At 54.6% G+C, this 22,906-nt stretch carries 19 protein-coding genes; 7 read left to right on the top strand and 12 right to left on the bottom strand.

What is annotated here, in order from left to right:
- Position 1 precedes the first annotated feature (1 nt).
- The 7 genes from GOX45_RS20385 to GOX45_RS20355 form a co-directional block, all read right to left on the bottom strand.
- Entirely contained in the window at positions 2–1,051 is a 1,050-nt protein-coding gene (locus tag GOX45_RS20385) for an ester cyclase (RefSeq protein ID WP_171103563.1), read from the bottom strand.
- Between the two features lie 93 nt (positions 1,052–1,144).
- Entirely contained in the window at positions 1,145–2,485 is a 1,341-nt protein-coding gene (hisD, locus tag GOX45_RS20380; protein WP_171103562.1) for a histidinol dehydrogenase, read from the bottom strand.
- An 11-nt stretch (positions 2,486–2,496) separates the two neighbouring features.
- A complete protein-coding gene (locus GOX45_RS20375; protein WP_170815426.1) occupies positions 2,497–3,027 on the bottom strand; it encodes an ester cyclase in 531 nt (176 codons plus the stop codon).
- A gap of 135 nt (positions 3,028–3,162) precedes the next feature.
- Positions 3,163–4,044 carry a carbohydrate ABC transporter permease gene (locus GOX45_RS20370; protein ID WP_170525366.1) on the bottom strand — a complete coding sequence of 294 codons (882 nt, stop codon included), beginning with the start codon at positions 4,042–4,044 and terminating at the stop codon, positions 3,163–3,165.
- Positions 4,045–4,053: 9 nt separating this feature from the next.
- Complete coding sequence (locus tag GOX45_RS20365; protein WP_170815427.1) at positions 4,054–5,085, bottom strand: carbohydrate ABC transporter permease; 1,032 nt, start codon at positions 5,083–5,085, stop codon at positions 4,054–4,056.
- A gap of 70 nt (positions 5,086–5,155) precedes the next feature.
- Entirely contained in the window at positions 5,156–6,400 is a 1,245-nt protein-coding gene (locus tag GOX45_RS20360; protein WP_171103560.1) for an ABC transporter substrate-binding protein, read from the bottom strand.
- Between the two features lie 100 nt (positions 6,401–6,500).
- Entirely contained in the window at positions 6,501–7,547 is a 1,047-nt protein-coding gene (locus tag GOX45_RS20355) for an ABC transporter ATP-binding protein (RefSeq protein ID WP_170525360.1), read from the bottom strand.
- 84 nt (positions 7,548–7,631) lie between these two features.
- Between GOX45_RS20355 and GOX45_RS20350 the strand changes: the two genes are divergently transcribed.
- The 3 genes from GOX45_RS20350 to GOX45_RS20340 all read left to right on the top strand — a co-directional run bounded on the left by GOX45_RS20350 (position 7,632) and on the right by GOX45_RS20340 (position 10,533).
- A complete protein-coding gene (locus GOX45_RS20350; protein WP_171103553.1) occupies positions 7,632–8,561 on the top strand; it encodes a LysR family transcriptional regulator in 930 nt (309 codons plus the stop codon).
- A gap of 266 nt (positions 8,562–8,827) precedes the next feature.
- Positions 8,828–9,733, top strand: coding sequence for an ester cyclase (locus GOX45_RS20345; protein ID WP_371809001.1), 906 nt, complete (start codon positions 8,828–8,830; stop codon positions 9,731–9,733).
- A complete protein-coding gene (locus GOX45_RS20340) occupies positions 9,730–10,533 on the top strand; it encodes an amidohydrolase (RefSeq protein WP_171103549.1) in 804 nt (267 codons plus the stop codon). Before GOX45_RS20345 ends, GOX45_RS20340 begins: the two co-directional genes overlap by 4 nt.
- 535 nt (positions 10,534–11,068) lie before the next feature.
- On the opposite strand, the gene GOX45_RS20335 is transcribed toward GOX45_RS20340, so the two are convergent.
- Positions 11,069–12,187, bottom strand: a complete 1,119-nt coding sequence (locus tag GOX45_RS20335; protein WP_171103546.1) for a pyridoxal phosphate-dependent aminotransferase — start codon at positions 12,185–12,187, stop codon at positions 11,069–11,071.
- Between the two features lie 89 nt (positions 12,188–12,276).
- Here GOX45_RS20335 and GOX45_RS20330 point away from each other — a divergent pair, with 89 nt between their 5' ends.
- Complete coding sequence (locus GOX45_RS20330) at positions 12,277–12,984, top strand: N-acyl homoserine lactonase family protein (protein WP_174838952.1); 708 nt, start codon at positions 12,277–12,279, stop codon at positions 12,982–12,984.
- A gap of 48 nt (positions 12,985–13,032) precedes the next feature.
- On the opposite strand, the gene GOX45_RS20325 is transcribed toward GOX45_RS20330, so the two are convergent.
- From GOX45_RS20325 to GOX45_RS20315, 3 genes are all read right to left on the bottom strand, one after another.
- A complete protein-coding gene (locus GOX45_RS20325) occupies positions 13,033–13,761 on the bottom strand; it encodes an SDR family NAD(P)-dependent oxidoreductase (protein WP_171103542.1) in 729 nt (242 codons plus the stop codon).
- A gap of 299 nt (positions 13,762–14,060) precedes the next feature.
- Positions 14,061–15,713, bottom strand: a complete 1,653-nt coding sequence (locus GOX45_RS20320; protein ID WP_171103540.1) for an adenylate/guanylate cyclase domain-containing protein — start codon at positions 15,711–15,713, stop codon at positions 14,061–14,063.
- A gap of 264 nt (positions 15,714–15,977) precedes the next feature.
- On the bottom strand, positions 15,978–17,048 hold the full coding sequence (locus tag GOX45_RS20315) for a GlxA family transcriptional regulator (RefSeq protein WP_171103537.1): 1,071 nt from the start codon (positions 17,046–17,048) through the stop codon (positions 15,978–15,980).
- Between the two features lie 121 nt (positions 17,049–17,169).
- Between GOX45_RS20315 and GOX45_RS20310 the strand changes: the two genes are divergently transcribed.
- The 3 genes from GOX45_RS20310 to GOX45_RS20300 all read left to right on the top strand — a co-directional run bounded on the left by GOX45_RS20310 (position 17,170) and on the right by GOX45_RS20300 (position 20,803).
- Positions 17,170–18,567 (top strand): FAD-binding oxidoreductase, encoded by a 1,398-nt coding sequence (locus tag GOX45_RS20310; RefSeq protein ID WP_171103535.1) that lies wholly within the window; start codon positions 17,170–17,172, stop codon positions 18,565–18,567.
- A gap of 445 nt (positions 18,568–19,012) precedes the next feature.
- A complete protein-coding gene (locus tag GOX45_RS20305; RefSeq protein ID WP_171103533.1) occupies positions 19,013–19,879 on the top strand; it encodes an FkbM family methyltransferase in 867 nt (288 codons plus the stop codon).
- Between the two features lie 27 nt (positions 19,880–19,906).
- On the top strand, positions 19,907–20,803 hold the full coding sequence (locus tag GOX45_RS20300) for a glycosyltransferase family 2 protein (protein ID WP_171103531.1): 897 nt from the start codon (positions 19,907–19,909) through the stop codon (positions 20,801–20,803).
- A gap of 498 nt (positions 20,804–21,301) precedes the next feature.
- On the opposite strand, the gene GOX45_RS20295 is transcribed toward GOX45_RS20300, so the two are convergent.
- Positions 21,302–22,639 (bottom strand): adenylate/guanylate cyclase domain-containing protein, encoded by a 1,338-nt coding sequence (locus tag GOX45_RS20295; RefSeq protein WP_171103528.1) that lies wholly within the window; start codon positions 22,637–22,639, stop codon positions 21,302–21,304.
- Between the last annotated feature and the right edge of the window lie 267 nt (positions 22,640–22,906).

Below are 22,906 nucleotides of genomic sequence, written 5' to 3'. Positions count from 1 at the left end.
ATCAGACCTCGCCAACCGGGAACGGAATCGTGCCCTGAACGCGAACCTTGTTGAACTCGCGCAGGCGGGCAAAGACATCTACGCCCAGTTGGCGGTAGGCATCCAGCAGGTCGACCATGACCCAGTTCTCGCGGATCAGACCATTTTCCAGCCGCCAGAAATCCAGCGATCTCATGGTGATCTTCTTGCCCGACGGCGCAATGCCCATCCAGCCGTCATGGGTGACAGTCTGGATCATGTTCGGCCACCCGGTGACGGCGGCATAGTCGCCGTCGCCAAAGAAATGGTAGGTGATATCTTCGATGTATTTACCGCGGTCAGGCATGCCGTTCAGGAAAGGTATCTGGTGCCAGTTGCGGAACCCCGCGATGCCACGCCCGGTGCCGATCCCGGCGGGGCCGTACCAGTTCATGCGCGGATGCCAGAATTTCTCCATCTCCATCACTTCGGGTCCACCCTGGCTGGGGTGTTTCTTCAGATGGTTCAGCATGTCGACGATATGATTGCACGAGGCCTGAGATTTCGCCTCATCCCACGGACCGGGCACGATGCCGTCCAGCGTTGCCGGGCCGGGAATGCAGAACTCCAGCCCCAGCGACGGGGCCATCGGCCAGGCTTTCGCCTGCATCATGACCTCGGGAATGTCCCATAGTGTCTGGATCTCGACAACCTTGCCATTTTCGAAGCGGTAGAATTCGTGGAACCGCATATGGGTAAGATGCCCCGTCGGCGGGATGTCCAGCCAGGGGGCGACGAATGTACCAACATAGTGGCCGCCGCAGCCGATCCAATCATCGCCATGTTCCGTTGGCCCGCCCATCACGATCCAATCCCGTCGTTCCAGATCAGGCATGGATGTCAGCAGCGGCGCATAGCAAGTGTCGTAAAGTTCCTGCGGCCCGGTCAAGTCGCCTAATGGATGCGGCATGTGAATGACGGCATCGGGTGCAATCACCGACTGCAGCGCGGCGCGGACGCCAGCTTCGTCAAAGTTGTACATGGCCTCGCGCAAGGGTGCGATCAGGGCCTTGTGGGTAGAATGTGTGTCCATTGCGAAATCTCGCATTGTGTTATCTGCTTCTTTCTCAAAATCCGTGACGACCGGGCGATCCCGGGCGCAAGTTCTGTGGTGGTTGCCTGACAGTCACGTGGGCACCTCGGCAGTCTCGCGATAACCCGCGCCTTCCCCGTAGGGCACGTTAACGCCCCCATAACGCCGGACGCGGATATTGCATTGCTCGGCATGGCCAACAAAACCTTCCAGCATGCACAGTCGCGAGCCGTATTCGCCGATCATCGCTGCGGCCTCATCAGTGACGACCTTCTGATAGCTGTGGGTTTTCATGAACTTGCCCACCCAGAGACCGCCTGTATAGCGACCGGCCTTCTTGGTCGGCAGAGTGTGGTTGGTACCAATCACCTTGTCGCCGTTTGCCACATTGGTCCGTGGCCCAAGGAACAGCGCGCCGTAGCAGGTCATGTTTTCCAGGAACCAATCGTCGCGGTCGGTCATGACCTGAACGTGCTCGGACGCTATGTCATCTGCCACTTTCAGCATCTCGTCATAGGTATCGCAGACGATGATCTCGCCATATTCCTCCCAGCTGACCTTCGCGGTGCCGGCAGTGGGTAGGATGCCCAAGATACGGTCAATCTCGCTCAGTGTGTCTTCGGCCAATTTGCGTGAGTTGGTGACCAGTACGCAGGGGCTGTTATAGCCATGTTCCGCCTGACCCAGCAAATCAGTCGCACAGAGCTCGGCATCGGCGGTGGTTTCATCGGCGATTACCATAGTCTCGGTCGGACCCGCGAAAAGGTCGATACCGACACGACCAAAAAGCTGGCGCTTGGCTTCGGCCACAAAGGCATTGCCCGGTCCCACCAGCATGTGAACCGGATCGATGGTTTCCGTACCAATCGCCATGGCACCGATCGCCTGAATGCCGCCCATAACGTAAATCTCGTGCGCGCCCCCCAGATGCATAGCCGCAATCACGGCAGCATTCGGTTTGCCCTGAAACGGCGGGGTGCAAGCAATGATACGCGGAACACCGGCCACCTTGGCCGTCGCCACCGACATATGCGCCGAAGCCACCATCGGGAACTTGCCGCCCGGCACGTAGCAACCAACCGACTGCACCGGGATGTTCTTGTGACCCAGAATCACGCCTGGCAGGGTTTCAACCTCGATATCCAACATCGAGTCGCGCTGCGCCTGCGCGAAGTTCATTACCTGATTCTGTGCAAACTCGATGTCGGCCAGTTCGCGCTCAGACAGCGAGGCGATCAGCTCGTCAATCTGTTCCTGGCTCAGGCGGAAGCTTTCCGGCGAGTAATTGTCGAACTTCTCCGACAATTCGCGCACAGCCGCATCACCGCGGGTTTCGATGTCTTTCAGCGTCGCCTCAACGACGGCGCGGGTTTTGGCATCGTCCTCGGCCCGGTCTGCCTCGGGTTTGCCGCGTTTCAAATATTCGATAGCCATTGTCCTAATCCTCAATTGTCGGGCCGAGGCGGAGTCTTTTCTCCCCGGTCGAATGTTTCCCAGCCTTCGCCGTTAAATAGGTCCACGCCCAGTTGAGCGGCGACATGGGCGAAATCGACATTCACCCAGTTGTCGACAATCTTGCCGTCGACGACTTTCCAGAAATCCATATAGCGGATCTCGACCCGCTTGCCGGTGGGCGCAATGCCCAGAAATTCACCGGAATGGGTTGCCTCTTGCCGGCCAAAGGCCGCAGCCCATTCACCCATGTAAAGCCGGGCCTCGTCGATGCAGGTCTTGTCGGAAAACGCAGCCTGGAATGGGCGCTGCCAGTTTTCCTGAAATTCCTTGAGCCCGGTCTTGGTGCCGCAGCCCTGGTTGCCCATCCAGCGAAACCCTTCCGTGAAGAACTCGCCAATGTCGTCAATGCGGTGGTCGTTCAGCCCATCGACCATCCCTTCGATCACCGCGCGGGTCTGGTCGGTTTTGCTCATGTCCGTGTCGCGTGTCAGCACGGCCTGTTCGGGGCGGGAACCCTTCATGTCTCTATTCCTTATCCGGTTGCCAAGAGTTTTTCTGTGTGGACGGGGAGGGTTAATCGGCCGTCAGAAAATCCCTTGGCATCCGGTTGAGCGCCGGGTGGCGCCCAACTGCGTTATGTCTTGCAGATGCACTCATCAGCCCTTGACCGCCCCTGCCGTCAGACCGCTGACGATCTGGCGCTGGAAGAACAGGATCAGGACAAACAGTGGTGCGGTGGCCGAAACCACGGCCGCGACCGCGTACATGACCTTGCCTTCAACCTGGGTGGTGCCCATGAAGCTGTTGATGGCGGGAATGATGGTCTCGTTCTCTTCACTCAGAAGCATCACGGCCACGGTAAAGTCGTTGTAGGCCAGCAGGAAACTGAACAGACCGGTGGTAATCACGCCGGGCCACATGACCGGGACGATTACATGCCGGAAGGCCTGGAACCGGGTGCAGCCATCGACCATGGCACTTTCGTCCATGTCCTTGGGGATGTTCTTGAAGAACGAGTGAAGCATCCACAGGGTAAAGGGTTGATTGATAGCCACAAGCACGATGATGGTTGTCGGCAGGATGCCCCAAACATTCCATTCAAAGAACCACAGCAAATAGCCCGAGACCAGTGTCATATGCGGCATAGCGCGGAACACAAGTGCGGCCATCAGGATCCAGAACGCATAGCGGAAACCGGACCGCGCCAACGCATAACCGCCGAGCGTTCCGAAGGTCAGCGAGATGAGCACGGTGAAGAAAACCACGATGCCGGTGTTCTTGAAGTTGAACCAGAAATCTTCCAGAACCCATGCCCCGTGATAGCCGGCACCGGTAAAGGCACTGCCGGTTTGCTCAATCGTGTTGGCACCGGTCAGGGCGTTCATCCAGTCGGCCTTGGACAAGAAGTCGGCCTGTACCTTGAAGCTGCCCCAGAAGGTCCAGAAGAACGGGAAGGCGGCAATTATCAGCCAGAGGGCCACGAAGCCGTAAGAGAACAGCTTTAGCGGGGTCATGCGGGATTGTGCTTTGGTCGCCATGTCGTGTCCTCAGTGAGATTTACGGGTGAAGTCGCGCCAGGTGCGAACAAGCACCGGTGACATCAGGATCAACGCAAGGATGATGGTAATCAGCGAGGTTGCACCTGCTGACGCATAGAGCGGATTGCCGCTTTCGCGCAGGTCGTTGAAGATGATCCAGCTAAGCGACTGTGCATGGGCTTCGGCCTTGAAGCTGACGATCGGCTCAAAAACCCGAAAGTTATCCATGATCAGCATGAGCGTCACAAACGAAACCAGCGGCATTAGGTGCGGCACGATCACGTGGATCAGGCGTTGCCACTTCGTCGCGCCATCGATCTGTGCCGCTTCCATCGTATCATCGGGGACGGTTTGCAGACCTGCGTAGAAGGTGATGAAACTGAACGGCAGGGTATGCCACACGCCGTAGACCATCAGCATTGTCCATGTCAGCGCCGTCGAGGCCTTCAGGCTCAGAGACGGGTCATTGAATATGCGCTGAATGGTGGCTCCGATAACGCCGTCGCCATCGACCATCCAGAACAGGATCAACGAGCCAACCAGCGGCGTAACGAGAAACGGCAGAAGCGAAATGAAGATCGCAACCCCTTTGAGCGCACGCGGCAGGTTGTTGACACCTACAGCAATTGCCAACCCAAGGGCCAAAACCAGCGGCGTGACAATAAAGGTGTACGCCAATGTGAATGTTAGGGCGCTGTAGAATGGCAGGTTGTACACCTTAGCCCAGAAATCACCGAAACTGTCAGAATTCGCCCACGCCTCTCCGATCTCTGCAAAGGCCAGGTGCGAACGGTTGGTGTATGTGCCCAGACCATTGAACCGGCCTAGCGGTTGTTCTTCCTGCAGCTTGGCAGTGGCCTCGGTATCGACCGACGTGGTTGGCGTGCATCCAAATGGACCACAGCTTTCGGAAACCACCAGAACCTGCTCGTGTTCGACGAAAAGCGATTGAACAAAGACCGAGACGATCGGCAGCGCAATGAACAAGATCATTGCGGAAAGCGTCGGCAGAATGAACCAGAAAAAGGTGCGGTGCTTCATAGCGTGCGTCCCAGTCTAAAGTCCGGAAAAAGATGAGGGGGCCAAGTAAGCCCCCTCCAGTCGGGGAGTGTTATTCGAGGAAGCCGGCTTCTTTGGCCGAGGTCCGGTAGGCGGATTCGACATCCGCCAGCGCCTGTTCAGCGCTCTCGTCACCCTTCAGGAAATCCGTCAGTTCCGAGCCGAGCGCCGCATGCAGCAGACCCATCTGCGGAATCATCGGATATGGCTTCGCCCCACCCTGTACGGTTGCGGCAACACCCGCCGCCGCCGGTCCGGGCTTGAACCCTTCAAGCAGCCAGACGGCATCATCGTTGTTTGCGGCAACCATTTCCGGGGTCAGGCCGCTGATCAGTGCAGCAAAGGTTGCCTCTGCCTCTTCGTCCGACACGTTGGATGCTATGGTGATACCGTCCCACCACAATGTGGCTGCGGGGATCGATCCGCCACCAACTGTTGGCGCAGCAGACAAAACCGTGTTCGAGGTCACTTCTTCGGTAGACCCTTCGTCATCCAGAATCGGTGCACCACGCGAACCCCACATGACGGCCAGAGCCGCCTGACCGGATTCCCACAGGCCCTGCGTTTCGTTCGACGCGTGGGTCAAGTGGTCAGGGTGGGCGTATTCCACCAGGGCCTTCATAGTTTCCAGCGCAGCCACGCCTTTTTCGTTATTGATCGAAGGTTCAGCAGAGCCTGGCTCGAAGAAGTCGCCACCATGACCCAGATAGATCATGTTGAACACTTCGCCCACGTTCCAGCCGGTCTGAAGGTTCATCGCGATCGGATGCTCCATGATACCGGCGGCGCGGATTTTCTCGGCGGCTTCGATAACTTCTTCATAAGTCGCCGGAATGCCGTCTACACCGGCCTGTTCCAGGATATCCTTGCGCGAGAACAGGTGCTGCGAGTTGGCCATGAAGGCCACGGCCATAACGTTGCCATCAATGGTGATCAGCAGGTTCGGCGGGATGCTGTCCTTGTATTTCTCAACCAGATCGTTCAGCGGACGCACCAGACCGTCGTTCATCAGCTGGGTCAGCGTCGAGTTGGCCAGGATCACCGATGTATATTCCGACGGGTTCGGTGTCAGAGCGGCGTTCATGATTGAGCGCGCTTCGGTGGTGTGGTTGGTGTTGAATTCAGCTGCAGCCCCACCGCAATTGGCTTCGGCGGCTCCCGCGACTGCGTGGATTGCCGGGAAGTCGCTGGCGAGAATTCGAATGGATTGACCTTCCGGCCCACAGTCGGCGGCGTAGGCTGCCGAACCCATCAGGCCCACAAAGGCGGTTGCAGTAGCGATTTTTCTCAGGAACATTTCTGTCTCCTTGTTTTTCTGAGTTTTTTGAGTGCGTGGCCCGTTCACGCATGAGTTTCTAACGCCGGGGTTTGTCCCCGATCATAAAGCGGGGCCGTGTTCAGATCCGGGCACCGGTCTTGCCGTCAAACAGATGGCAGATTTCAGCTGGAACCGAGATTGAAACCATGTCGTCGATCTCTGCTCGGAAATTCTTGTCCGCTTTCACCGATACCAGGGCACCACCGACGCGAACCGAAATCATTGTGGCGTCGCCCAGCAATTCCTGCGTGTAGATAGGCGCGTTGATCTGCCCCTGCCCTTCCACGGCAAGATCGGCATCTTCGGCACGGAAACCCAATGTCATCGCACCATCCGGTGCGCTCAGACCAGAGATTTCGACGTTCTTAGCCGTGAAAACACCGTTCCGAACCTCACCTTCCATCAGGTTCATGGCCGGGTTACCAATAAAGCTGGCCACAAAGGTGTTAGCCGGGGTGTCGTAAATCTCGGTCGGGCTGCCAACCTGCTGCACAACACCACTCTTCATTACCACCACACGGTCGGCCAGCGTCATCGCCTCAATCTGGTCGTGCGTCACGTAGATCGTGGTCACCGCCAGTTCATGGCTGAGGTTCTTGATCTGCGCACGGGTCGACACGCGCAGCTTTGCGTCGAGGTTCGACAGCGGCTCATCCATCAGGAATACATTCGGTTCCCGCACGATGGCACGGGCCAACGCAACACGTTGGCGCTGACCGCCCGACAATTCTGCGGGCTTGCGGTGCAGGAAGTCGTCCAGTTCGACCATAGCGGATGCACGTCGCACTTTTTCGTCATGCGTGGCGGGGTCGATGCCGCGAACCTTCAACGGGAACCGGATGTTCTCGTAAACGTTCATGTTCGGATACAGAGCGTAAGATTGGAACACCATCGCGACGTCACGATCCTTGGGCTCCATATCGTTGACACGGGCGCCGTCGATCAGAATATCACCCTCACTGGCATCTTCCAGACCCGCGATCATACGCATCGTCGTGGTTTTGCCGCAGCCTGATGGACCAAGAAGAACCAGAAACTCTTTGTCGGAAATCGTCAGGTCGAAATTGTCGACCCCGACAAACGAACCCCAACGCTTTCCAACGTTGCGAAGTTGAATCTCGGCCATTGAGTCCCTCCCTGATGGGTCGCCGTGCATACGTATGCAAAGAGACTAGACGAAGCACGATATTCAGTATAATGAAATCGTTCTATGGTAGATATAAACAAAATTAATTTGAGATTGATCGACACAACGGTGCTGTTGATCTTCCTCAGCCTTATGCGGCATCGCAAAGCAACAGAGGTTGCACGCGAGATGGGATTGACCCAACCGGCTGTCAGCCATGCCCTGAAACGACTTCGCATGCTCTATGAGGATCCGCTTTTTCTGCGCCGCGCGCACGGGCTCGAACCGACATCTCTGGCGCAGGAATTGGAACCCAAAATTCGCAGGATTGTACGGCTGCTTTCAGAAACGCTCGAAGACCCGGAAAAATTCGACCCACTTTCCACTGCGACCGACCTCAGGATCGGCGCGTTCGATTACGAACTGACGAGTGTGATACCAAAGCTTGTTGCCGAAATGCGCAATCTCAGCCCAAACATTGATGTACAGGCTTATCCACTCGTCTATAGCGAGGCACTCGACGCTCTTGTGCAGGGACGGATCGACCTCGCCATTGGATACTTTGATATTCCACAAAAAAGCGAGGCGTCTTTTGTTGTCGAGGACCTCTATACAGAGCACTACGTTCTGGCTGGTCGCCGCGACCACCCTCTGTTGACTGCAAACCCGACACTCGATGACATGGCGCAAGTGGACCACCTGCTTGTGTCGCCCCACGGTCTGATCAGAAACAGGGTGGACGAAGCGTTGCAAATTCAAGGCTACAAAAGAAATATTCGCACGGTCGTTCCTTCGCTTTTTTCGGCGCTCTCGATCATCGAAAAATCGGATCTTGTCGTAACTCTGCCCAAGCGTGTCGCCCAAGCTAATGGACAACGTTTCGATATCGTCCACAGACCATTGCCGATTGAGGACGGCGGTTTTCAACTGCAAGCTGTTCGACACGCACGCAATGCCAACAGTCCGCTCCACTTTTGGCTGCTCGAAAACTTGCGCCGGGTTGCGTCCCTTTAGGTGTTCGGGACTGCGACCAGAACAGCCCTGTCCTACCGCCTGAACATGCGTGGTTCGACTGTACCTGAATTCACAAGTGCGTGGCCTTCGTCTGCGAATGTACTGGACATGCAAGGTTTGGATCGACAAGTACACATGCTGCAAACAGGCGAAAAACTCGGGAAAAAGCTGTGAGCTTTCAGGAAGAAAAACAAGTCGTTCGAGACCTTTATACTATATTGGACGGTACTTCTCCGGATCGAATCGGATCGATACTTTCCGAAGTAATGACACCCGATGCGCTTTGGCGCGGGTTCCATCCGTTTGGCGAATTGACCGGACCGGACGCACCGGCTGAAAAATTCTGGACGCCGCTGCGCCTTTCACTGACACGGATGCAACGGCGGCAGGACATCTTCTTTGCAGGGCGCAACGAGTTGGACGGGTTCACAGGCACCTGGGTAGTATCGATGGGTCACTTGATGGGCCTCTTTGATCGGCCCTGGCTGGGCATCGCGCCTACCGGAAAGATGACTTTTCTGCGGTACTGCGAGTTCAACAAGGTCGAAAATGGCCGCATCGTGGAAACCGCGATGTATTTCGACATTCCGCACCTGATGATGCAGGCAGGGCTCAACCCCTTCCCGCCACAGACAGCGGCGCATCTGGTACAGCCCGGCCCGCTGACCCACGATGGATTGCTCTACGATGATGCACCTGAGGCTGAGGGTCAGGCCACGCTTGCCGCCATAAATGCCATGATCGGCGATTTGGGTACCTGGCAGTCGGGTCTTTCGATCGAAGATGAACTCACCCAAACCTGGCATGACGACATGATCTGGTGGGGCCCTGCCGGGATCGGTGCGACCTATACGATCGAGCGCTATGCAAAGCAGCACTCAGGCCCGTTCCGCGCATCCTTCACGGACCGTTCAAAGACCAAACACATCTGCCGCATGGCTGAAGGCCACTATGGCGGCTTTTTTGGCTGGCCAAATTTCACGGCGCGGCCCACCGGCGGGTTCATGGGCATGCCCGCCACCGACAAGGCCGGTGAATTCCGCGTGATCGACATCTATCGTCGCGAGGGCGACAAGCTGGTCGAAAACTGGATCTTTATCGACCTGCTGCATTTCTGGAAACAACAGGGCGTAGATATTCTTGGGCGCATGGCGGAAGCACCGCGGACATGACCGACTGGATCGACGCGCATCACCACCTTTGGGACCTTGAGGCGGTGCACTATCCGTGGCTGATGGCACGCGGAGTGGAAAGGTTCTTTGGCGACCCGACGCTGATTCAGCGAGACTATATGCTGCGCGAGTTCCGATCCGAAGCCGTACCATACGGAGTCGGTGCTTCGATCCATATCCAGGTAGGAGCCGAAAACGGTCTGGACGAAGCCCGGTGGGTCCAAACCGTCGCTGATACCAATCCAGACTGGCCGATGGCGCAGGTTGTGTTCTGCGACCTGACCTCGACCGACCTGCCCAATCAGCTTGACACGTGTCAGGACCTTCCAACTGTGCGTGGCGTGCGCCAGATCGTTGGCCGGGCACCCGGAGAGGACGTGCAGACAGGTACCAATCTTTTGCTGGACGATCCGCGATTTCTGGTCGGGCTGCAGGAGGCCGGACGGCGCGGTCTCAGCTTTGATCTGCAGCTCATTCCTGAGTTGTTGGAGAAAACGGCAGGGGTTTTGGCGCAGGCTCCGGATACAAAAATTGCCCTGTGCCACGCAGGCTCACCGCATGACCGCAGCCCGGCGGGCCTGAACGACTGGGCTCAGAGACTGTGCGCGCTGTCCGATCTACTGCATGTCTCGTGCAAGCTCTCCGGTCTGGGCATGCTCGATCACAAATGGACGCCAGACAGTATTTGCCCGATCATCGAAGTCTGTCTTGAACAATTCGGACCTGAGAGGGTCATGTTTGGCTCAAACTTCCCGGTCGACAAGCTCTACAGCGATTACGCCTCTCTGATGCAGGCTTAACCCGGCACACACATGGCGATGGGTCGGTGGGGTCAGGAAATGTGGTTGAGTGATCGGGACTTTCTAAGCGGAATGCGCGCCGCAATAGATGCCAAGGATATTTCCTTCGCAGCCCTAAACCTAATGTCAGATAACCCGGGGATGCGCTGGAATATCAACGAAACACGGCAAGCGATTGGCTACTCTCCAATGGATGGAAGCCCCGCGAAAATAACAGTGGGCATTGTACTGAGATCCACGCTGAAACGGCTGTTTTCAGTCTGGCTCCCCAGCTACGTCACGACACGTTTTCCAGATTGGTAAAGTACAAGGTCCGGGCATTGTTGTTGCGTTGCGCAATCATTTTCCGAAACCTCGCATCGAAGTAAGCGCAAAAGGTCAGCGTTGTCCGCTTCGCAGTCGACGGAGAGTGACAGAAAGCTGTCAGCACATGGCGGGTGAACTTGCACCATCAAGACGCTCAATGTCAGCTTTGATCGGGTAGCATTTTTTGACCGGCGTTGCAGGCCGAGAAGTCGAAATGAGTGTCCTAAATCTACCAGTTCGCCAACAGTTCGCCCATGCGCTCTAGGCCAAGGTCAAGGTTGGCAGCAGCACCTCCCCCCACACCCAGTCGGATGTGGTTCCGCATCCCATAAGACGAGCCCGGTAAGAGAAACGTCCGATAGGGATCTGCTAGTAAGCGTTTGGCGAAAACATCGCCATCTATCCCATCGAGCCTTGCCAAACCAATCAATCCAGCCTGAGGTTTGACCCAATCGAGGCCGGGTTGATCGGCAACAAACCGATCCAAGCGTTCCAGCGTTTTCATCCCGGCTGCCCGCGCAGTTTTCAAAGCCTGGCTATATCGGTCAGGCCTTAAGGCGATTTCGGCGATGACTTCGCCGAGAATATTCATAATCTCGCTAGAGTTTTCCCGCAGAATGATGGCATCCCAAATCAAATCGGGATCACGGCAAACCATCCAGCCGGTTCGCAGCCCTTGGAGCCCCAATGCCTTAGAAACGCTGCCTGTCGTGATACCCCTAGGATACAAACCAGCAATCGAAGGGGCACGGGATCCGACCCACTCCAATCCTGCATAAACCTCATCAACAACCAGCCATGCGCCGACGCGATCTGCAATTTGAATAAGCCTTTCAAGCTCTGCTTGCGTCGTCAACTGCCCGGTGGGATTATTGGGGTTGGTTATAAAGATCAGTCGAGTGCGTTCTGTTACTGCGGCCTCAACTTTGTCGAGCGGCAATACCCAACCAGCACTCTCTTCCCGGTCGACAACTTTTAGCGTCGCGCCAACTGCCTCTGCCAATACGCCCGCTTGTGGCCAGCCCGGGCGTTCCGTTACGACTTCGTCGCCCGGTTGGACCAATTGCATGAATGCAAGATAATTGGCTTCCGCGGCGCCGGCGGTGATCAGAACGTCGTCTGGCTTGCAAACATCAGACAAGCCGGCGCGATCCAAGACATGTCGTCGTAAAGCAGGCAGACCCCGAAAACTCTTTTGGTTCCAATCCAACGGCAGCGCTGGATCCAGCGCATCCATGAACTCACCCAAACGCGGCGACTCTGACAAGGAAAACCCGACGAACGCATCTGGATCCGCTTCCGTAGTATCCAATAGGTATTGAAAAAGTGTGTGTATCTTGACTTTCATGCTCTACTCAAAATCCTTGTAGTCAATCCGGGAGAGATTCTGTGCAAGCAGAGGGATTTGTCAAAGGGCGACCGATTGACCTTGCGGTTTTGGACTACGGGCTGTTCAAGGTCCATTCCACTGGCCGCATAATTGGTATCTGCGGGTTTCTGATCCGGACAGATTTGGGAGAAGCAATACTCATCGATACCGGGTTCCCCGAAAAATATGCCACCGCCACTGACGCCGCAGTCAAAGAAGATCGATTGTTCGAGTTTGGCGAGGTTCTGAAGTGCGAACCAGACAATCTTCCATGCGCACAGCTGGCAAAACTTGGGCTTATTCCTTCAAACATTACACTACAGATTTGTACGCACACCCATATCGACCATATCGGTGCATTGGGCGACTTTCCAAGCAGTCCAATTCTTATCTCTGCTGCGGAGCGAGCCTTACCCCGCCCGTTGTACTGGGGCGATATGCGGCCTTTGGAATGGCCCGATCAGGATTACCTGGTTGTTGATAACGACGTAGAGATTGGGCCAGGTATCTTCGTTTTGATGGCACCCGGTCATGCGCCTGGTCAGATCGCGGTAATGGTCGATCTCCCGTCGGGGACGGTTTTACTAACCAGTGATGCGATTTCCCGACCAGCAGAAATCGACGAGAAGTTTGCCGGGTCTTGGGACGAGGATGCAGCGATTGCCAGCGCAGACAGGTTGATGCGTCTGGCATCCGAGCGAGATGCGTTCGTAATCTATGGGCATTGTCCAAAGCAATGGCCTGTCCTGAAAAAAGCACCAGAAGTCTACAGCTGATCCCACCCCATGGACCATTTTCCATAAAGGCAACGGTGCGCCTAGGAGTTATCTGACGTCGCGCCCTTGATTCAGGACAATCACATTCCCACTGGAGACATCACCAGCCGGCGAAATTAGAAAACCGACCCAAGCGGCGATTTGCTCGGGCAGCATCGCGCGGCCATGCGGCATAGCATTAATGGCTTTCTCCAAGACGTCCTTGGTTAAGACATTGAACAACGGTGTCTCAGTCATGGCAGGTGCCAGAGAATTTACACAGATTTTTTCCTGCGCGTATCGACGGGCAAGGTCTTTCGTAAGTGTATCCATCGCCGCTTTTGACGCCCGGTAATGGGGAGGGTCGAACACATCGAAATTGTAAGCTCCATTCGATGAGATATTTACAATCTTTTTGATGCCTTCGCGTTCCAACATCAACTGAACCGCCTGCTGGCAACAGTGGAATGCAGAGTTAAAGTTTATCGCCATCTGCTTTTCGAGTTCCTCGGGCGGAATGTGCGGAAAGTCAGACATGAAGCAGGTGCCCGCGTTGTTTACCAAAGCATCCAGACTGCCATGGGCTGTCTTAATGCGCTCAAACGTTTGAGCCACGGACAAAGGATCTGTTAGATCAACGGAAATAGGCGTGAAGTCCGAACTTAATTTTGATGCCAGCTCGACGAGGCCCTCTTCTTTGAGGTCCAGACCAATCACATGCAACCCGTTCGTCTGCAATTGGCGACAGATGGCCTGCCCCATCCCTCCCGCGGCGCCAGTCACAACCGCTGTTTTCATAACAAATCCTCCCACCTTGGTATGTTTTGGGATACTCCGAGTTAAAGCAGAAAACTCACAACCCTTTTTTCTGAAAACCGGGAAAGTCAATTCCGTTTGAATTCAGCGCACGTTCGTTTTGGGCTCAAGCTAGACTTTGCAAAGTCCGCTTTCTGCGCGTAACAGTCGTTGGCCCGGACTGCAGCATTCGGCGTTTTGTGCTCAGAGCCGTCGTTCGCTGCGGGTTTTCTGATTGACTGCTCAGCGGACGAAGGGGACATTTATAAAAGCTGAATTTCTGCTTTCTTGAGACTTACCTTCTAGTAAAAAACTCCAGGTTTGAGTTGCTTCGACATCCAATGAAAGTCAGGCGGCATAACCGGTAATTTGGTCGTTACCATTGGGTCTGTCGAAAGCTCCCGCGCTCTTTGAAGGCATTCCTCGGCTTGGTCCTCGAGCCTCATCTCTCTCAAAGCCATGGCACGTAGTTTCAGGTGACCCGCTTCATTGGGTCGCAAATCCGAGGCGGTTGAAGCGTCTTGCGCTGCACCTTCGTAGTTTCCTCCGCAAAAACGGGCCACGCCTCGCATAAACAATCGATAGGGCTGAAGAGGGTTCTGCGCGCCGCGCTCAATCAAACGGGAAAAGGCAGCATCCGCGCCATCAAAGTCGCCTTCCCGCATCGCAATCTGTCCCTCCAGTTCGTAGTTTTCTAGATACGCAGGGTTTAGTTCAGCGCTACGCTTCAAATCCGCACGCGCTCCTTCAACATCGTCCAAGACTACAAGGCGAAAGACCGCTCTCGTCCAAAACACGTAGTCACTTTGCGGCGATTGAATAACCGCCGTATCGAGATCCTCTTTGTAGGCCGCTTGAAGCTCGATTGGTAATGGCTGATACCGCGCACCGAAGAGCATAATTTGCGCCTCAACCCGCATGCACAGAGACACTCCGTCCAAGGGATTCAGAGAAATGGCCCTTTCCATCAAGGCAAGCCCATATGACCAGCTTTCCATGGTGGTTTTGTAGTATTCATTGGCCGCCCGGGCCCGGAGCTCCGAGACACTCAATTCCTCAAGCGGAATGTCGACCAGTCGGTCTCCATCGAAAGCGTTGGTTTGTAAGCGCAGGTCCCCTTCCGCTAATTCGAGCACTTCATCGCAGAAGGCAAACACATCATCGGTTGGAGCTTCGTAGGTTTGCGACCAAACCGGCCGGGCATCTTCTCGAGAAGTCATGGTGATTGTGAAGCGTCCACGCCCCCCAGCCATCCGCACTCGACCGCGTAAATCATAGGTTGCTTTGTCAACGGCTTTGCTCAAAGCGTCAAAAACTAAGACGCCTTTGCGCCGTGACACCCGGACGATCAATTGATCCCGCAGATCGCCCGCTATGGCCTCGGTTTCCGCGTCGACTGGGGCAAACTCAAAGGCTTGAACCGCGATGGATGGAACGTCATCCAGTTTGCGTTGAGATCCAGGAGCCGGACGCCACTGGTAGAGTCTTACTGGTTGTGAGATGTTCTTTAAGTTGAACGTGCCAGCTTCGTTTAGTAGCTTCGCACGGTCGTCAGACAATTGCCGAAAAAGGTCTTCCGAAACCATCACGCCACCTGGAGGCGCTTCCGTCTGGATGCGCTGGGTAATGTTTACCCCAGCACCGTAAAAGTCGTCTTCGTCTTCAACAATCTCGCCCAAATGACAGCCAATCCTGAGCTTTAGTTTTCGATGGCCGTAGAGATTTGTCTGAACTTGAATGGCGCTGTCCAAAGCAGCGCTTATCGAGGAAAACGCGATGATCCAACCATCACCCATTCTTTTGAGGATTTCGCCTCCAAAATCTGAGAGGACGGGTTCAAGCTGATGGTTCTTTAACTCCCGCACCGCTTGAATTGTGGCGTCTTGGTCAGCGTTCATCATGGCGGAATATCCGACCATATCTACAAACATCAGAGTAGTAATCCGTGAACGCATCGCGACCCTCCGACTAAGAGCTTAGCAAATCCAAGCGCTGCAACAAGCAAAACGAATATTGATTAGTCTGGAACACTCAACCTTTCGAAGCCGCGACCACGGGTGGCGCTTCCGAATGACTTTCTGCGCAAGCGACTCTGTTGTTCAAAAAAGATTGACGTCGGCGCGGTATCTTCCAGCAGTAACCGCGCAGACTTACAGGATGCGTGAATATGGATATGTCTTTGATGATAGAGCACGGTTCTAATACGCACTGTGTCGACTTTAGATTGCACCTGCCGCACCAATAGGCGAAAGCCCTTGAAACTTCTTCCGGTACGCACTTGGAGTGAGGCCGACGCGCTTCTTAAAAAGCCGTCGAAATGAGGCGGGATCCTCGTAGCCAACAGAAATCGCAATATCCTCAACCGGGCGCTGGTCACGTTCGAGCGACTGTTTCGCTTCTTCCACCCTAAGCGCTTGGACATAGTCCATCGGCGCGTAACCGGTCGCTGAACGAAACCGCCTTGCGAAGGTTCTCGCTCCCAAACCGGATCGATTGACCATATTCTCGACCGGGTTCGGGGCATCATAGTTTTCGGCTATCCACGACTGGCAATCGGCTATTGCCGCGTCCTTGGCATCCATCGAACGGGTCATGACCAGATAAGGCGATTGACCATTGAGGTGTTCGCTCATCAGAAACACTTTCGCCGTGTCTATCGCGTGACGGTACCCACAATATCGGGCGATCAGATAGAAGGCGAGGTCGTGCCAGGCGAAAACTGCACCGGCGGTAATCACACCATAATCTTGATCTTTCAAACAAAGCGCATCGGATTCTCTAAATGTGACCTTCGGATAATAGCGGTGAAACATGTCTCGATAGGCCCAATGGGCAGTCGCCTCGCACCCATCCAACACCCCCGCATCTGCAAGCACGAGCGCGCCAGAGCAAACTGATGTCAGAAGCACACCTGCTTCATGCAAACTGCGAAGCCACGCACATTCGATCGGATACCGACCGGTTGGGTTACCCTTAATCGAAATATATGTGTCACTGACGATGACCGCGTCTGGTACCGTGTTCGACGACTGGATTTCGGCGATAGATGCATGCGGACGAACTGGAACATCACCCACACAGCTGAAGGGACGACCATCTGAGGAGATAACTCTGACATCCAGTAATTCGGCTTCGGGTTCGCCCTTGACCATGTCGGGGAATACGGCACCAACCGACGACAAGACGTCGTAGAGACCATAAAGAACCGAGGCCGAGGTTTCCGGCGTCGCTAAGAGCAAAATCAGCGGCTTTCGCTTGGGTAGGTCTGATGCGTTGGTCAAATTCTGCATCGTTTTGTCCAATAATACCCTGTCTGCTGGCAAGTTTGGCACGAGTTGGTCCAATTTGCCACTCCCGCGCGCTCTACCTTTCGGCGATGCTTGAGCAGTAGATCGCGAATGGGAGAGCCAAATGGACGTCCGGAACACATCAATCGAAGAGCTTAAGGGCAAACTCACCGGGACAGTCATGTCCGTAGGCGATCCCCAATATGACGATGCACGCGGGGTCTGGAACGCAATGATCGACCGCAAACCCGCCGTGATCGCCAGATGCCGGAATACCGAGGACGTGTGCCGCGCGGTAAGGTTTGCAGGTGAGCAGGGTCTTCCGATTGCAATTCGCGGGGGCGGCCACAACGTAGCGGGTCATGCGGTCTGCGATGATGGCGTAATGATTGATCTCTCCGAAATGCGCGGCGTGACGGTCGACCCGGATCAAAAGCGGGCCATCGTGCAAGGCGGAGCTTTGTGGAGAGATGTCGATAGCGAAACCCAGAAACACGGGCTGGCCACTCCGGGTGGTTTGATTTCTGACACAGGCGTCGCGGGCCTGACGCTTTCAGGCGGAATCGGATGGCTAAGAGCCAAGCATGGACTTTCAATCGATTGCCTGAAAGCCGCGGAGGTCGTAACGGCGGATGGCTCTGTGGTTCGCACAAACGCCGAAGAAAACCCCGATCTTCTTTGGGCTCTGAAAGGCGGAGGCGGCAACTTCGGCGTCGTTGTAACCTTTGAGTTCGAGCTTTTCCCCATTGGGCCGGAGGTCATGTTCGCGGCCCCCATCTATCCGCTTTCAGCCGGCCCTGAGCCAATCCGCTTCTGGCGCGACTTCGTCTCAGAACATGAAGGTGTGATCGGGTCGTTGTGCGAGTTTTCGACAGCGGCAGAAGGAGAGGACTTTCCCGAAGAGTATTGGGGGCAAAAAGTCTTTACCCTGGCGTGCGTCTACAACGGCGACGCCACAGAGGGTGATAAATTGCTCCAACCTTTGCGAGAGCTTGGACCGATGGCCGCCGATTTCTCAGGCCGGATGAATTATGTCGACGTGCAGCAACTGTTTGATGAACTGATGCCAGCGGGAGATTTCCGCTGTTACTGGAAGGCACGTTATCTTTCGGAATTGCCCGATGAGATGATCGACCATGCAATGGCGGATGCCGGAGCGGCGCCCTCAGCAAACTCACTTTCGTCACTTTGGAACTTTGGCGGAGCTGTCTCTCGCGTGCCATCCGATGCAACGGCCTTCGGCGACCGATCAATGGGGTGGATGTATTCGCTCGATGCCGTCTGGTTGGACTCCAAGGAAGATGCCGCGAACATTGCGTGGTCACGAGCGGGTTGGGAAGAATCGGCCAAATGGGATCACGAAGGACGCATTTATCTGAATTTTCCTGGGCATGGAGAAGACAACCTGGAATTAACCAAAAGAGCTTTCGGTCCGAACTATGCTAAGCTAGCGCAGATCAAAGCCCAATACGATCCGAACAACGTCTTTTGCTTCAACCAAAACATTAGTCCGGCAGCATAGCTGCCAAGGTCCCAAATCTCTGGTGTTTTTTTACAAGAAGGATGCCTGCTCCGGGCTCAAAGCGGTCGCTCAGCCAAATTCATTGAACGACTGCATTGCGGACAAAGTGAGATTTCGCTGCAGTTCCGCCAAAGTCCGCTTAAACGAGTTAGCAGTGTCAAGTACTATCGTTATCGCCCGTGACAAAAACGTATGAGTTTTGGCTATCACACCCCCGCTGAGGTCCTTGAATGCAACCTGATGAAAATCCAGAACCGGTTGGAATAAAACGACATATCAGAATTTGTAATTCAGAGTGAACACAAACGGCAAGGAATTGCTGTCTTTAGGCCACGCCTCGGCGGCTTGGGCGCTGTCCCTGGTCAGTTCCTGTTGCAACAAGAAACTTGGCGCGTAAGATGTGCTAAATTCTAAGGGCGTATTGCCGTAAACAGAAAACTCGAACGTGACGCCAGACACAATCAAAACGTTCGTCGAGCTTGTCGATCCGATGTTACAGACAACGGTGGTCGATGTCGGTGCGAGTCCGATCACTGAGACGCCACCCTATGACGGATTGGTCAAGAGCGGGTGCGCACAGTTAATCGGTTTCGAACCCGACCGCCAGTCGCTTGACACGTTAAACGCCAATAAGGGCCCGAACGAGACATATTTCCCAAATGCGGTCGGAGATGGCAGGCCCAAAACGCTCTATGCGACACCAGCTACCGGTTTGTCTTCCACAAAGAAGCTCTGCCCGTGGGTCGGCTCTTATTTCGGACCGTGGTGGGGAAAACAAGCAGTGCGCGCAACGGAAATACCTGTCTCGACCGTAAGGCTTGACGCCTTTGACGCAGTGGATCGAATGGACTTCCTGAAGATCGACATTCAGGGGGGTGAGCTTGAGGTTTTTGAGAACGCAGGTCGATTGCTGTCTCAGACAGCGATGCTACAAACCGAAGTCGCTCTCATGTCGTTTTATGAGGAGCAACCAAGCTTCGCCGACATCCAAAATGAACTGACGAAATTTGACCTTATTCCATTCCGGTTTGCGACCGTGAACCGCCGTCGGATTTTCTCGCGATTTACCCGAAAGCTCAGCGGGAAGATTCGTCCCAGCCAAATCCTGGATCTGGATGTTGTATTTGTGAAAAACCCGGTCCGCCTTGATCAATTTGACACCGAATTGGTCAAACAAATGGCCATTTTGGCATTTAGCGTGTTGGGCGCGGTCGATCTGGCCTGCAAATGCTTGGACCGGCTTACGGAAGACGATCCAGAGGCCTTCGAGGCTTTTGCCGAGTTTCTTAACGTTGATGTGCTAAAAACCTGATCGAACGACACTCTAGCGGACTCAGAGATGCCAACATACCCCCTTCTAGGCCTCAGCGTCGTCAAAAACGAGGCAGATATCATCGAAGCGATGGTACGACACAACCTGCAATATCTCGACCACATGGTCATATTTGACAATGGAAGCTTGGACGGTACGGTCGATATCCTTCGCGCGCTCGCAGCCGAAACAGGGCGCGTCGAGGTACGGATTGACACCCGCGGGCGCCATATCCAGCGCAGCATTATCAATGGCTTCCTGAGAGCCCATGCCCTTGAATACGACCCTGTACAGGTCGTCCTTCTGGACGGTGACGAACTGATTAGTGCCGAGATCGATGTGTTTCGCGGGACACTGCTTGGTTGCAGTGATCCCATCTCACTCGAATGGACAACCTTTGTTCCAACAGTGCACGACGATCTATCGATGTCGAACCCCGCTTTGCGCATCCAGCACCGGCGCATAAAAGAACGACCACCTTTCAGAAAAACAACCGTGCCCGCACCGAACATCGGATACAGCCGTGTCACCGCTGGATCGCATGCGCTCAAACGTGATGGGGTCGCAATTCAGCCAGCATCCTTCGATGATATCAAAATTGCGCATTACCCGGTCAGGTCAAAAAACCAGATTCTGACCAAAGCCCTACTTGGGCACTGGAGCATCAGGCGCCGGACGGATAGCGAGAGCGAAGGCTGGCAGTGGCACCATATCGCTGCGCAATATCTTGAAAACGGCCAGTTGAATGACGCTGATTTTTTTGAAGTCGCGGAAATGTATGCGGCGAAACGAAAAACCGGACTGACCCACCAGCCACTTGGCTATAGCCCCAGTCTCAGCCTCAAATACCTTGACCTGGGCAAAAGCGACCCGCTTTTCGCCTTGGCTCACTTCACTGAAGATATGATCCTCGGGAAGAAATAATGCGCTTTTGCTCCGCTTAGCGGGAGCAAAAGCGCTGTTCAAAACATAGCACGAAAACAGTGACGATGTTTCGACCGATGCCTTTAAGCAGTACCAGAGCGCACTTCAGGGTAGCGCGCTCCCATCACTTTGCACTTTGGGCAATTACCCCCTGCTAATACTTAAGCGCCAAAAACGGGTGGCTTTTGTCACTGTGAACGATCAAACCGGAACCGTTGAATATTCTTGTGCCACAAACCCTTGGCAAAAAAGCCTCTAATTTTGTCACGTTTTGGTCCGCTCATAGAAAGCGGCCGTTGGCTCACACTGCAGCATTTGTCAAAATGGGCTCGGTGCCCTCGTTCGCTGCATCTGGCGTTAACGACTGCTATGCGGACTTTTCTGTCATACAGAGCGTGTTGCACAAGGTCAGCTTTACCCAGGAAAGCCGCTAGGGGTTGAAAGTAACCAACTCAACCTAGCGCTCGGCAATCCATCAATTAGTCTTCGCGATCAGCTTCAATGAAGTTCCTGTTGGGCTTCATACAATGACCACTCTCCTGGCAAACCTTTGAGTGGTTGCTTTTCGATGAATGCAAGCTCGAGTTTGGAGCCAACGACCAGATCTTTCACTGTGCCTGAAACCCGTATCTGGCTCGGTAATGCAGTGTCCAAAATTCGCGCGGCAATGTGAACTGCCAAGCCCCCAATATCACCGCCACGTCGCTCACATTCTCCAGTGTGGATACCGGCCTTCACTTTTAACTTGGTCTTGGCCAAGTCAGAGTTTATTGCGTGAGCACATTGAATGGCACGCGTCGGTCCTTTGAAAGCGGTGATGAACCCATCCCCCGTAGTGTTGATTTCAGAACCATCGTAGATTTCCAGCTGTCGACGCACGATCTCATCATGTTGGTCTAACAAGGCACGCCATTGGTCGTCACCCAAACTGGCGGCCAGTTCTGTGGAACCTGCGATATCTGTCATCAATATCGTCAGTAGCACCCGCTCGCTCGGAGTGACGGTTTTTTGCCCCGTCGCAAACTCTTCGATTTCGTTTATCACCCGGTCCTGATCTCCATACCAGACCAGGTGATCAACGCCGGGAACGAATTTCAAAACTGAATTGGGAATAAGGTCGGCCACAAATCGCGCCTCATCTTTTGGGTGCCAGATATCATTTTCGCGATTAACTATGAGCGTGGGAGCATCGATAAGTGGTAAGACTTCTCGAATGTCGAGCTCCGCGTTTAATCGTGTTATCAGCTCGGCAGTCTTTGGACTTGCTGAATTGCGCATGTAGCCGCCCCACCACTCACATGCCTCAGCATCTTTTGCCATACTTGGCGCGGCTTCATCGAGCCCAAATGCACTTCCCCAGTTTTCGCGTAGATAGCTGATCGTATTTTCGGTAGCCTGCAGCGTCGGCGCCCAAGGGTAGTCAGGTGCCCAACTACCTTTGGCTGATGTTCCACTCAGAATGACAGCTCGTGTGCGCTCAGGGTAAGTAGCTGCGAATAGTGCACTTATGTTGGCGCCTTCTGATACACCAAGTAATACTGCCTGATCTGAACCAATGGCATCGAGCACAGCGGTGATGTCCTCAATGCGTTGCTCCAGCGTCGGAAAGCCAACATTGCGCTCAGAAAGACCGGTCCCTCGCTTGTCATAGAAAATTAATCGGCAAAACCGGCTGAGTTTGGACAGAAAATTCGCATAGTGCGAGCTTTGCCAAGCATATTCGATGTTAGTAAGCCAACCTTGGCTATACACGACATCTATAGGTCCATCGCCAATCACCTGATACGCGATGGCAATGTCGTCTGCGAATGCGTACTGAGTTTGCGGTTGCTTCATTGTCCGATAAAATGGGCTCTCTGGGCTCATACCAACGTCCGAGCCCACCAGCTCAATTCATGCCAGACAAAACCAATCGGATCAACTTCCTGCTTCGGCCGCCCTGCTTTGTTCGACTGATAGCGGACTTTTGGTTCAGTTTGCAGCACCCGTAACTTTGGGCTCGAAGCGGTCATCCGCGTGTTTTTGTCAGATGACCGCTCTGCGCTCTCAGAAGGCATTTGCGAGCTGTTTGGCCTCGTTATCACTCCAACGCAGGTTGCTCGA

The organism is Ruegeria sp. HKCCD7255, assembly GCF_013031565.1.
Classification (GTDB): Bacteria; Pseudomonadota; Alphaproteobacteria; order Rhodobacterales; family Rhodobacteraceae; genus Ruegeria.
This window is presented reverse-complemented; position numbering and strand designations above follow the sequence as displayed.

Excerpts from the sequence above, each read along its gene's own strand:
- hisD (WP_171103562.1), bottom strand. The coding sequence starts at position 2,485 with ATGGCTATCGAATATTTGAAACGCGGCAAACCCGAGGCAGACCGGGCC.
- GOX45_RS20300 (WP_171103531.1), top strand. The coding sequence starts at position 19,907 with ATGCCAACATACCCCCTTCTAGGCCTCAGCGTCGTCAAAAACGAGGCA.
- GOX45_RS20375 (WP_170815426.1), bottom strand. The coding sequence starts at position 3,027 with ATGAAGGGTTCCCGCCCCGAACAGGCCGTGCTGACACGCGACACGGAC.
- GOX45_RS20385 (WP_171103563.1), bottom strand. The coding sequence starts at position 1,051 with ATGGACACACATTCTACCCACAAGGCCCTGATCGCACCCTTGCGCGAG.
- GOX45_RS20340 (WP_171103549.1), top strand. The coding sequence starts at position 9,730 with ATGACCGACTGGATCGACGCGCATCACCACCTTTGGGACCTTGAGGCG.
- GOX45_RS20370 (WP_170525366.1), bottom strand. The coding sequence starts at position 4,044 with ATGGCGACCAAAGCACAATCCCGCATGACCCCGCTAAAGCTGTTCTCT.
- GOX45_RS20335 (WP_171103546.1), bottom strand. The coding sequence starts at position 12,187 with ATGAAAGTCAAGATACACACACTTTTTCAATACCTATTGGATACTACG.
- GOX45_RS20355 (WP_170525360.1), bottom strand. The coding sequence starts at position 7,547 with ATGGCCGAGATTCAACTTCGCAACGTTGGAAAGCGTTGGGGTTCGTTT.
- GOX45_RS20365 (WP_170815427.1), bottom strand. The coding sequence starts at position 5,085 with ATGAAGCACCGCACCTTTTTCTGGTTCATTCTGCCGACGCTTTCCGCA.
- GOX45_RS20345 (WP_371809001.1), top strand. The coding sequence starts at position 8,828 with ATGACACCCGATGCGCTTTGGCGCGGGTTCCATCCGTTTGGCGAATTG.
- GOX45_RS20350 (WP_171103553.1), top strand. The coding sequence starts at position 7,632 with ATGGTAGATATAAACAAAATTAATTTGAGATTGATCGACACAACGGTG.
- GOX45_RS20315 (WP_171103537.1), bottom strand. The coding sequence starts at position 17,048 with ATGCAGAATTTGACCAACGCATCAGACCTACCCAAGCGAAAGCCGCTG.
- GOX45_RS20325 (WP_171103542.1), bottom strand. The coding sequence starts at position 13,761 with ATGAAAACAGCGGTTGTGACTGGCGCCGCGGGAGGGATGGGGCAGGCC.
- GOX45_RS20295 (WP_171103528.1), bottom strand. The coding sequence starts at position 22,639 with ATGAAGCAACCGCAAACTCAGTACGCATTCGCAGACGACATTGCCATC.
- GOX45_RS20310 (WP_171103535.1), top strand. The coding sequence starts at position 17,170 with ATGGACGTCCGGAACACATCAATCGAAGAGCTTAAGGGCAAACTCACC.
- GOX45_RS20360 (WP_171103560.1), bottom strand. The coding sequence starts at position 6,400 with ATGTTCCTGAGAAAAATCGCTACTGCAACCGCCTTTGTGGGCCTGATG.
- GOX45_RS20320 (WP_171103540.1), bottom strand. The coding sequence starts at position 15,713 with ATGCGTTCACGGATTACTACTCTGATGTTTGTAGATATGGTCGGATAT.